At 42.0% G+C, this 12,048-nt stretch carries 4 protein-coding genes; all 4 read left to right on the top strand.

Going from position 1 to position 12,048, the window contains the following annotated elements; all coding sequences use genetic code 11:
• Positions 1–64 precede the first annotated feature (64 nt).
• Positions 65–4,816, top strand: coding sequence for an immune inhibitor A (locus J7K40_02795; GenBank protein ID MCD6161323.1), 4,752 nt, complete (start codon positions 65–67; stop codon positions 4,814–4,816).
• A 7-nt stretch (positions 4,817–4,823) separates the two neighbouring features.
• Complete coding sequence (locus J7K40_02790; GenBank protein MCD6161322.1) at positions 4,824–5,870, top strand: M48 family metallopeptidase; 1,047 nt, start codon at positions 4,824–4,826, stop codon at positions 5,868–5,870.
• A gap of 136 nt (positions 5,871–6,006) precedes the next feature.
• A complete protein-coding gene (locus J7K40_02785; protein MCD6161321.1) occupies positions 6,007–6,678 on the top strand; it encodes a hypothetical protein in 672 nt (223 codons plus the stop codon).
• A 289-nt stretch (positions 6,679–6,967) separates the two neighbouring features.
• Positions 6,968–11,653, top strand: a complete 4,686-nt coding sequence (locus J7K40_02780; protein MCD6161320.1) for an immune inhibitor A — start codon at positions 6,968–6,970, stop codon at positions 11,651–11,653.
• The last annotated feature ends 395 nt before the right edge of the window (positions 11,654–12,048 follow it).

Raw genomic sequence — 12,048 nt, 5'->3', positions numbered from 1 at the left:
AGCTAAAACGGGCTAAAGATTTGGAAAAAATATTTAAAATGATAAATGAAGAAGAGGTTCTACTATGAGATTTAAGGTATTTACAATTGCAACTGCTCTTGTTTTAAGCACGGTCTCGATAGTCTCTGCTGATGTAATAACCTTTGATAATCCATGGGGGAATGCCGGCTTCAATATAATTAGTCAGGATGATTCCGGGATAGAAATAGTTTTCTCCATCAGGCAGACATCGATTGAGGATGTTGTTATCAATGGCAATACTATGCAAATGGCATTTATACCGGGGGTTTTTCTGCCTAATAACGCCGGAGCCCCTAACCTTCCCGGAGATGGCCGTATAATCGCTATGCCGCAAGGAGCCTCGGCAAACATCCGAATTATATCATCCGAAACAGAACTGTTTCACAATATTGATTATGCTCCAGCGCCCCCAATACCTTTCGAAAATGATGATTCTCCCCTCGTTTACGAGAAAAATCCAGCCATCTATTCACTTGATGCCTATTATCCTGCCAACCCCGTTATCGTTTCCGAACCATCTAAAATGCGAGGCGTTGATTATGTAATGCTGGGAATCACTCCATTCCAGTATAATCCCGTTAAAAAAGAATTAGTCGTATATAAAAATCTTCGCGTTCGGGTTGATTTTACCGGAGGCAACGGCCATTTCGGTGAGGATCGCTTGCGAAATCGTTATTGGGAACCTGTCTTGCGGTCAAATATTTTCAATTACGCTTCGCTTCCCGGATTTGAACACGATTATGCGAAATCTGCTCTTGACCGTGATGAGGGTTATGAATATTTAATTATCGTTCCGGATGACCCAATGTTTGTTGCCTGGGCTGACACTATCAAAGCCTGGCGCACATTGCAGGGAATCAAGACCGGTATTGTTACTTTAACCGATATTGGCGGCAATAGCTCAGGATTAATCGAGCAATACATTAACGATGCCTATCGCAATTGGGATATTCCACCGGTTGCGGTTCTTCTGTTATCAGACTATCCAAATTCCGGCCTCACTTACGGAATCACATCGCCTATCTGGGACAACTATTGCATTTCGGATAATATCTATGCTGATGTTGATGGAGACGACCTGCCTGATATAGCTTTTGCCCGGATTACCGCTCAAACCGAGAATCATCTTTCAACTATGATTAACAAGTTTCTCGACTACGAGCGCAACCCGCCAACTAATCCCGATTTTTATGACCATCCGATAACCGCCGGCGGCTGGCAGGAGGAAAGATGGTTTATCTTGTGCACCGAAATATGCTGGGGCTATTGGCATAATATCCATGGCAAAAACCCTGTTCGCGAATATGCTGTTTATGATACACCCATGCCCAGTAATGTTTGGTCAACAAATCCGAACACCTATATGGTGGTTAATTATTTCGGTCAAAATGGTTTTGGATACATCCCGGAAAATCCATCGTATTTAGATGACTGGGGCGCAAATGCTGCCAGGTTGAATAATGATATAAACAGCGGCGCATTCTTGATGCTTCACCGTGATCATGGTTATGAACTTGGCTGGGGAGAACCTGATTATGATATTGGCGACTTAACAGGGCTGAATAATGCCGACCCGATTTTCGTTCTTTCCATTAACTGCCTGACCGGCAAATACAACATTGGCAGTCAATGCTTCACCGAGGCATTTCATCGCATGAATTACGGCGCGCTTGGAGTTATATCGGCTTCAGAATCCTCATTATCATTTGTAAACGACACCTACATATTCGGTCTGTTTGATTACCTCTGGCCTGATTTTGACCCCGGTCATGGCGAGGATGGTTCCCCTCCATTGATGCCATGTTTTGCCAGCGCTTCCGGGAAATATTATCTTCAGGCATCAAGTTGGCCATATAATCCTCAAGATAAGGATTATGTTCACCACCTGTTTCATCATCACGGGGATGCCTTCATTACCCTTTATTCCGAAGTTCCTCAGAATCTGACCGTATCGCACTTATCAGTCTTAATTGCTGATGACAGCACCTTCAATGTAACCGCTGATTTGGATGCTTTAATAGGTTTAACTGTTGATGGTGAAATTATTGGCGTTGGTATGGGAACAGGCGAATCAGACCCGATAACAATTATCCCTCAAATTCCCGGTCATAACATGGTAATAACTGTTACCAAACCCAACTATTTCCGTTATGCGGCAGAGATACCAATTATTACAGAATCGGGACCGTATATAATTTATGATTTCTGCAGCGTTAATGATATAAACGGCAATAATAATGGTTTGGTTGATTTTGGCGAAAGTATATACCTTGGAATACAGCTAAAAAATGTTGGTCCTGATAATGCTTATGACGTTACGGCAGAATTATCAACGCCCGATTCATTCGCAACGATAACAGATAATTCTGAAACATACGGAATCATAGAGGGCGATGACGGCATATCATATATTGACAATGCTTTTTCATTTGATGTTTCGTCCTCTGTGCCCGATGGACATATTATCGAATTTGAGCTGGAGATTACCGATGCCTCATCGAACACATGGAATGCCAGTTTCGTTATTTCTGTTCAAGCGCCCGAAATAACAATCACGTCTATTTTAATTAATGATGAAACTGGCAATGGCAACGGTATTCTTGATGCCGGCGAGACCGCCGAGATGATATTAACATTAACTAATGAGGGATCTGCCGGGATAACTTCAGTAGCCGGAACAATTTTTACGGATGATGAACTCGTTGATATTACGGACAATTCGGGTGCTTTTGACAGCATAGAGCCAAACGGCGGTACCAGCAGCAATCAAAATGACCCCTATATTATTACAGCAAATGATGATTTTCCGCAAGGGCATTTAGCAGTATTCGATTTGAATCTCACCGCTGACAATGATTACAATCCGCTTATCCGATTTATACTCAGGTCTGCGGAATCATTCGAATACAGCGATGGCGGTTATATCGGAACGGGTGAATGGCAGTGGGGCGAGCCGACTTATGGTCCTCCCGAAGCATATTACGGCGTGAATGTCTGGGGAGTTAACTTAAGCAGCGATTACTCTGCCAACTGCGATGATGATTTAATCTGTCCGTCAGTATTTATCAATTCGCCAGAAGCAGAGCTGGAATTCTATCAATGGTATGACATTGAGGAACATTACGATGGCGGTAATGCATCTATTTCCACCAATGGCGGCTCAACATGGTTTTTGATTACACCGACAGACAATTATCCCAGCAATAATATCTGGTCGCTGGGTCAGCCCGGTTATACAGGTTTAAGCGGCGGTTGGGTGCAGGCAGTATTTAGCTTGGCTGAATATGTTGGTCAAAATGTTATTTTCAAATGGAGATTTGCTTCAGACAGCTACACTAATAGCCCCGGCTGGTATATTGATGATGTAGCAATAAACAACAATATCCCCCAGGAACCGCCAAGCCTTTCATACAGCCCCGATTCATATATGGTTGTAGCCGATTCGGGAGAGATTATTGTCCGTGATTTAGATATAGTGAATAACGGCGAAGGTCCATTATATATTCATCTTTCAACTGAAACGGATGAACCCGGACTCATTATAAGCGATATCGAAATGCCAACTATTCAATCTGAAAATCTTGCTTCCGGTATGAATAATATTGAGCTTATACCGATAGGTTATCGGGAACCATCAGATAAACCAAAAGCCAAGCCCGAGCCATATTATCCGCCGGTTGTTTTAGATCAGGGCGGTCCCGATGAATTTGGCTATATCTGGATAGATTCAAATGAACCGAATGGCCCGGAATACAGCTGGGTAGATATAACCTCGATAGGGACTTACATTACAGGCTTAGGCGATGATACAAATGTTGGACCTTTCTCGATTGGTTTTGATTTCGGCTTTTATGATAATACTTTCAGCGCCTTCAGATTCTGCACTAACGGTTTTGTATCGTTTACCTCAACACAATCAGCTTATTCAAACCAATCCCTGCCAACTGATGGCGATGAACCATTGAACCTTATAGCCCCATTCTGGGATGATCTTAATTTCAACAACGGCGGGGATGCTTACTATTATTCGAATAATTCCGACAGCTTAGTAATTTCCTGGATAGATGTGCCGCATTACAGCAGCGGCGGCCCTTATACTTTTCAGGTGATTCTTTTAGCCAGAGGTGAAATAATTTACCAGTATCAGGATATGAATCCTCCGTTTAGTTCATCGACTATTGGTATTCAAAACGGTACCGGGCAAATCGGTTTGCAGATAGTATATAACTCTAATTATGTGGAAAATAACTTAGCCGTTAGAATAAAAACACATCAATTCTGGCTTACAGCTGAACCGTCATCATATGTAATCGAGGCTCATGATAGCTATACTGCCGCTATTACTTTTGATGCTTCTGAACTTGAGGATGGCGAATATTCCGGAAATGTTATCCTTAACAGCAACGACCCTGTCAATCCGCATGTAGTTATTCCGGCTGATTTTGTTGTCGGGGAATATCTGTGCGAATATATTCCGGGTGATATTAATAGCGACGAAGATGTATCTGCCGCTGATGCAATTTATGGCATACGCTACTTTCAGGATTTAGGCGATTCGCCTTCCGATAGCTGTTATAATGATTCATCCGATACATGGTTATATGTGGCAGGCGATGTAAACGGCAGTTGTGAATTTTTAGGCTCGGATATTTCATTCCTTGTATCATATTTAAGAGGCATTAACCCGTTGCTTCGGTATTGCCCGCAGGTGCCGCCTACGAATCCGGGTATATTAAATATTCGAAAAGAAAGGGGGCTAGACATCGAGCCCGGGAAAACGCTAATGGAAAAATAACGACTCAATGGTAGAATCGGTTGTAATAAATATTGAGGGAGTCGGTTCTGTTCTGTTTGAACTGAACAAACAAGCGAAATGTATTCAGATTATTGATACACCCTCAAAAGGAATATGCGTTGAAGTGCCTCCGGGGGTATCATTCAATGAGGCGATTGAATTTGCCCGCTCTGAAATTGGGCGCGCACATAAACCTGTTCCTCCCGATAATCAGGACAAATGCGACAATAAAAATATCATAGATAAATCAGACAACGATTCAACCGTTGTTGATATTCCCGGAATTGGGGAAGTATTATTTGAGCGCAAAGAAAAAATACGGCGCATAAAGATTTACGCAACATCGTCCGGGAGCATACAAGTCGCAGTGCCTCACAAAGCATCTTTTAAGGAGGCTGAAGAATATGTTTTATCAAGTATAAGCTTGATAAAAAAACAGCTTCTTAAAATGAAATACATTGAGCCTGATTATAAACCCGAACCAACAGCGAATTCCAAAATAAAAAATATCCCGGAAATTGGGCCTGTGCAATTTATTAGAAGCGAGAAGGCGGCGCGCATGGTTATTTCGGTGAAGCCATTCGAGGGGGTATGTATAACGGTACCAAAGGGAACATCTTTTAGGAATGCTAAGAAGCTGATTATTTCTAAAATAGACTGGATAAAAAAGTGCCAAGCTAAAGTAAAACTAATTGAGCATAGAAAAACGAACATGTCTCGCAAAATCGCCAAGATAGACATCCCTGCCGCCAAAGAAAGATTATTCAACAGGCTGAAAAAATTAGCGAAGAAGCATGGCTTTAATTATAACAATGCCGCTATTCGCAATCAAAAAACTCGTTGGGGAAGTTGTTCATCAAAAAATAATATCAATTTGAATATCTCGCTGGTTTTATTGCCCCCGAAATTAGTAGATTACGTAATCCTTCATGAGCTTGTTCATACTCGAATAAAAAACCACAGCAAAGAATTTTGGTCTGAATTGGATAAATATGTTGGAGGCTCTTTAGCCCTTCGGGCAGAAATGAAAAATTATAGTCCGGGAAAGATTTAGTGATTTCCATTTTAATCACACTAAAAAAATCATTGACATCACAATGGCAGACTATTAAATTTCTATTGCAGCTAGAAATATTAGAGGTATTAACATTACTTTTATTTAGTATTAATTCTCATACAAGGAGGAGTATATGAGACACTTGAGCATGATCTCGTTTCTGATTTTACTCTTTATATCGAATATTGGTTATGCCCAAAATCCCGAATGCGATTATGTCCCCGGCGATATAAACGGCGATGGGGCTGTGCTGGGCAGCGATGTTGTATTTGGCGTGAATTATTTCAGAGGCGGCGCTAATCCGCCAAACTCTTGCTGGAATTATCTAACGGAGGATTGGCTTTTTTCCGCCGCCGATGCTAATGGCGACTGCCGTTTCTTAGGCTCTGATATTACTTTTGTGGTCAATTATTTCAGGGGAAATAACCTGGAAATATTATGGTGCTCGCAAACACCGCCTATGCCGCAGGAATATGTTCACGAGGAGATTAGAGGGGAATGTACCGACGGCACAACCGCAGAAGCTGATTCCGGCTATATGGTTTTAGAAGCAATCGGCAATGACCTGCATATCCATCATATGGATGCTTTTTATCAGTGCTGCCTGGAATATTATGTCCGTTATGGTATCGTTGAAACGGATATAACCGCAACAGAATATGATATAGGCGAACTCTGCGATTGCATTTGCCCATTCGATCTTGAGTCGATAGTATACGACCTTCCGTCAGCCCTATATACGGTTCGTTTGATTGGTATTTATGGCGATACAATTGGAATAGATACTATCACCGTAGGCAATTAGTTTTAAAGTGTCCGAAAATCTCTTTATTTATTTATCCGTTTTAACCGCAATGCCGCGATATAAGCGGATAAATATACCCGCATTTCTATTTATCTTTAATGGATTGAGCCAAATGATTATAAATTGAACATTAATTTGCAAATCGTTCTTTAAACTATAATTTTTACTTTGAAAATCTTGATAATTAGTTATAATATATTTGAAGCATCTGTGGGGATAGAGAAGCAACTATATGGATTATTGCGGCTATTTTATTGCTGTGTTGTTTTTTAATTTAATGGAGGTTAATTTGAGAGGTCTTTCTGCGAAAACGTGCCTGGTAATAATACTCTGTATTGGGCTTTTTGGAATTGCTTATTCCAATCAAACTATACAGATTGGCGATTCCCCATCCGGGGTCGCGCTTATTAGCCAAGACCAGAGCGGACTTATACTTGAGGTTAAAGTCGGCTCTATTGATTTTTCCACAATAACTACTAATGAAGGGGATTTTAGCCTGCTGGCTATTGAAGGTTTTACTCATTCCCAGCGAATTGGCGAACCGAATCTGCCGATGGTTAATCGAATTATTTCGATACCATTTGGCTGTGAACTTCAAACGGAAGTATTAAACGGCGAGATACGGGAATTATCTTTAAATGGTTTGGGTTTGACAAATCCATTGATGCCGACTCAACCCTCATTATCAAAATCTAATGACCCGGATGATATACCATTCGAGTATAACCGTCAGGTTTACAGACAAAGCGGCTATTACGCTCTGCCTGCTGCAGACGCTCAGATACAGGGCACTATGCGTTCGCAGCATCTGGGCTTAGTATCAATCGCGCCGATTGAATATGACCCTGTTAATAATACTATAAAAGTGTACAAGAATCTTACCATTAAGGTTACTTACGTTCACCCAAACTGGGCTGAAACACGAAGAATACAGAGAAAATATTATTCACAAGTATTCGAGCCGGTTTTCAGCTCAATAATTAATCATAAGGAATTCACACCGTTAGTACTCGATGATTTAGTAACATACCCCATCAAGTATGTTATTATCGCTGATCATCAATTTGAAAATCAACTGCAGCCTTTTATCGAATGGAAAACAAAAAAGGGTTTCCATGTTATCACCGGTTATACCAGTGAAATAGGCTATACCTCCAGTCAGATAAAGGACTACATTGAAGACCTTTACGAGAATGTACCGCCCGATGAAACGGCTCCATCATTTGTTTTATTTGTAGGCGATTCACCTCAGATACCGCCATTTTCTGGCGATGCCGGATCGCACATTACCGATTTACGTTATTGCGAATTTACCGGCGATGACATGCCTGAGATTTACTATGGCCGTTTCTCAGCCCAAAACCTGAGCGAACTTCAGCCGCAAATAGATAAAACGCTTGAATATGAACAGTATACGATGCCTGACCCAAGCTATTTGGCTGAGGTAACGCTGATTTCGGGTGTCGATGCCGGACATGCTCCAACTTATGGCAACGGCCAGATAAACTATGGCACAAGGTACTATTTTAATTTTGCGCATGGTATTATCGACCATACTTGGCTTTATCCCGAATCGGATAATCCGGGAGCTTCCTCGGCTATAATTCAAACTGTTGATGAAGGCGTTGGTTATATCAACTATACTGCGCATTGCAGTCATAATGGTTTTGCCGATCCCTCGTTTACTGTCAGCGATATAAACAGTCTTGACAATGACCATATGTATCTTTTAGGTGTCGGCAACTGCTGTTTATCCAACACTTTTGCTGAATCTACACCTTGTTTCGGCGAGGCCTGGCTTCAAGCAGAAAACAAGGGCGGTGTTGGCTATATCGGCGGCACAAATTCAACCTATTGGGACGAAGATTACTGGTGGGGTGTTGGCGCTGGTCCGGTTGTTGGCAGCGGTCCCGATTATGAACAGACTGGCCTTGGCGCTTATGACGGTGTATTTCATGACCACGGCGAACCTGTTGCTCAGCATTATATTACTAATGACGCTATGATTTTCCGCGGTAATTTAGCCGTTATGGAAGCCGGCAGCGGCATGTCTCAATACTATTGGGAGATATATACTCTTATGGGCGACCCATCGGTAATGAACTATATGGGCATACCTACAACAAATAATATAACACATGACCCCACTATTCTCATGACTGCACCATCATTTACAGTTGCGGCCGACCCCGGTTCGTATGTAGGAATTTCATTTAATGGCGAGATTCACGGCGTTGGCTATGTTGATGTATCCGGTATAGTTAATATAGAACTGGTTCCATTCCCAAATCCGGGTACAGCTGACATAGTAGTTACCGCTCAGAACCGTGAGCCATATATCTCAACAATTACAGTTATCACTCCCGATGGACCCTATGTGGTTTATGATACATGTGTTGTTAACGATGAGAGCGGCAACAATGATGGCTTTATTGATTTCGGCGAACGCATCCTACTGGATATGCAGTTAGTTAATGTTGGTCCGGATGAGGCTAATGAGGTTTCGGCTACATTAAGTTCTGCCGATAGCTGCTACGTTATTATTACAGATGATTCCGAATACTTCGGCGATATTGCAGGCGATTTTGGTACGGTTAATATCGATGACGCTTATGCTTTTGATGTTTCAAACCAAACGCCTGATGGCGAAATAATTAATTTTAACCTCGAAGTAGTAGATAGTCCGCATAACACATGGAATAGCCAGTTTAGTTTACAAGTTCACGCTCCGGTTATTGATTTCGTTGAAGTCTTTATTAATGACGATGATGGCGGCAACGGCAATGGTATTTTTGAGGCTGGTGAGACTATTACAGTTACTGTTACCTTAGCTAACAATGGTTCATCTACTGCTGGTTCTGTAACCGGTACAATTTCGGAAAACGATGAATATGTTACCATACCTGATGGGAATGCTGTTTACGGCAATATTGACCCTAATCAGCAGGCTAATAATTCGAGCGATATTTTCACGATGACCGCTGATGATAATTTCCCAGCCGGCCATTCGGTATTAGTTGATATGGCAATCGAGGCGGATGGCGGATATACTGCTGACGCGCAGTTTAATATTCGGGCAATGGAGTCATTCGAGTACAATAACGGCTACTATGTTGGCAATGGCACTTGGGAATGGGGTATTCCATCATCCGGACCCGGCGCTGCCTATGATGGCGATAAAGTCTGGGGAACCGTTCTTGGCGGCGAGTATCCAAATAACGCTGATGACAACTTATTGACTCCTTGTTTATCAATAACATCTTCTTCCGCTTCTATCTCATTCTACCACTGGTATAATAATGAATCCGGATGGGATGGCGGCAATGTGCAAGCAACTGCTGATGGCGGGTTGACCTGGGCTATTTTGACTCCGGACGGCGGCTATCCCGACCCTGATGTTACTGGGCTTGACGGTGAACCCGGATTTTCCGGTGAAAGCGGCGGCTGGCAGCAGGTTAATTTCGATTTATCCGGATACAATGGGCAGCTAATACAACTGAAACTCCGTTTCGGTTCTGATGGTTCTGTTACAAGGGATGGCTGGTATATTGACGGCGTGATTTTAACCGGCGCTATTAATTGGGGCATGCTCGAGCCTTCAATGAATATAGAGCCGGCATCTTTTGTGCTGACTATCGAACAAGGCGAAATTCACAGTGAAGATTTAGCCATCAGCAACACCGGCACGGGCATTCTTAATTTCACCGCTGCCGCTATTTCTGATGACCGCCTGCTTTCCATTGCGCCCGATAACAACTCAAACAGCCAAGACAATACCGACAGCGATATTGAAAAATACGAAGTTGATGGTTTAATATATTATAACTACACCGGCTTGAAAGATATCAAAGATAATTCCGGTAGTGATGATTTAGCTACTGATGCTGGCGGTCCTGATGCTTTTGGTTATATATGGATTGATTCCGATGAACCAAACGGACCTACTTATGAATGGGTTGATATAACCGGCTATGGCATCCCGATTTATGATATGGGCGATGACACTAATGTCGGACCATTCGATATCGGTTTTGAGTTCCCCTTCTATGGCAATACTTTTACTTCATTCAACTTATGCTCTAATGGCTGGCTGTCATTTACATCAAGTTCAACAGAATACTTGAATGAATCGATTCCCAATAACGATGAACCATACAATCTGATTGCCCCATTCTGGGATGATCTTACCTTTACTTCTGGCGGCGAACTGTATTACTACACATCACCGGGCGGCGATTCATTGATAGTTTCATATATCAATGTACAGCACTATAGCTTTGGTAGTCCGCCTGGACCATATACATTCCAGATTATTCTATTAGATGACGGCAATATCATAATTCAGTATGCCGATATCAACAACCCTGTAAATTCAAATACAATCGGTATCCAAAACGAGAGCGCTTCGATAGGCTTGCAGGTTGCCTACAATACAAACTATGCTTATGCGGGTTTGGCGGTTAAAATCAAGCATCCGACATTCTGGCTGACTGTTTCCCCCAACGGCGGAACATTAATGCCTGATGAATCGACTAATCTGGAAGTTGTGTTCGATGGTACTGAGGTTGGGGAAGGGCTTTATACCGGCCAGATATTGATCAATTCTAACGACCCAAACAACTTAAGTGTTTCGGTTCCCTGCTCGCTTACAGTTGGCCAAGTTGATATAAATGATGAAAACACCGTCGTTATACCGATTAGTTTCGCTTTAAATCAAAATTATCCCAACCCGTTTAACCCGACAACTGAAATCTCTTTTGGATTGCCTTCAGCCGGACATACAACGCTTGAAATTTATGATATTATGGGACGCAAGGTAAAAGTTCTTGTCAATGAGAACCTCCATGCCGGCACTCATCAAATTAAGTGGGATAGCACCGATAACAGCGGCGACCGTATTGCTTCCGGTATATATTTCTATAAACTCACTCAGGGTAAAAATACGATTACCAGAAAAATGGTAATGCTGAAATAACGATTTTCTTTCGAGATAATTTAAAAGGCGGTCATTAGGACCGCCTTTTTATTTTGCGATAGTTTTCCTTCCGGTCAATAAGTGCGGTTTGATAATTGCATTAAACTATGACGGATTAATCCAGATTTTGCAGTTAGAATTTTACACTACTGTCCGGCCTTTTCAATAGAATTCTCCAATTGATATACGATAAATGAAACTTGCTTAAGCCATAACATATAAAACAATAAGCCGTTAGAATATCTTTATAAACACCTGTGTTCTGTTTTTTGCTTCATAGATATTTCCGGATTAGATTTCAGAAGTCGACTTTGATTCGATGATTATCCATTTATGTCATTCCCCCGCCGCCGCGGGGGAATCCGGAAAACTGTTAGTTAACTCAAAGGTGGATA

Source organism: Candidatus Zixiibacteriota bacterium, assembly GCA_021159005.1.
In the GTDB taxonomy this organism is placed as follows: Bacteria; Zixibacteria; MSB-5A5; order UBA10806; family 4484-95; genus JAGGSN01.
Note: the sequence above shows the minus strand (reverse complement) of the source record. Positions and strands in the feature narration are given on the sequence as shown.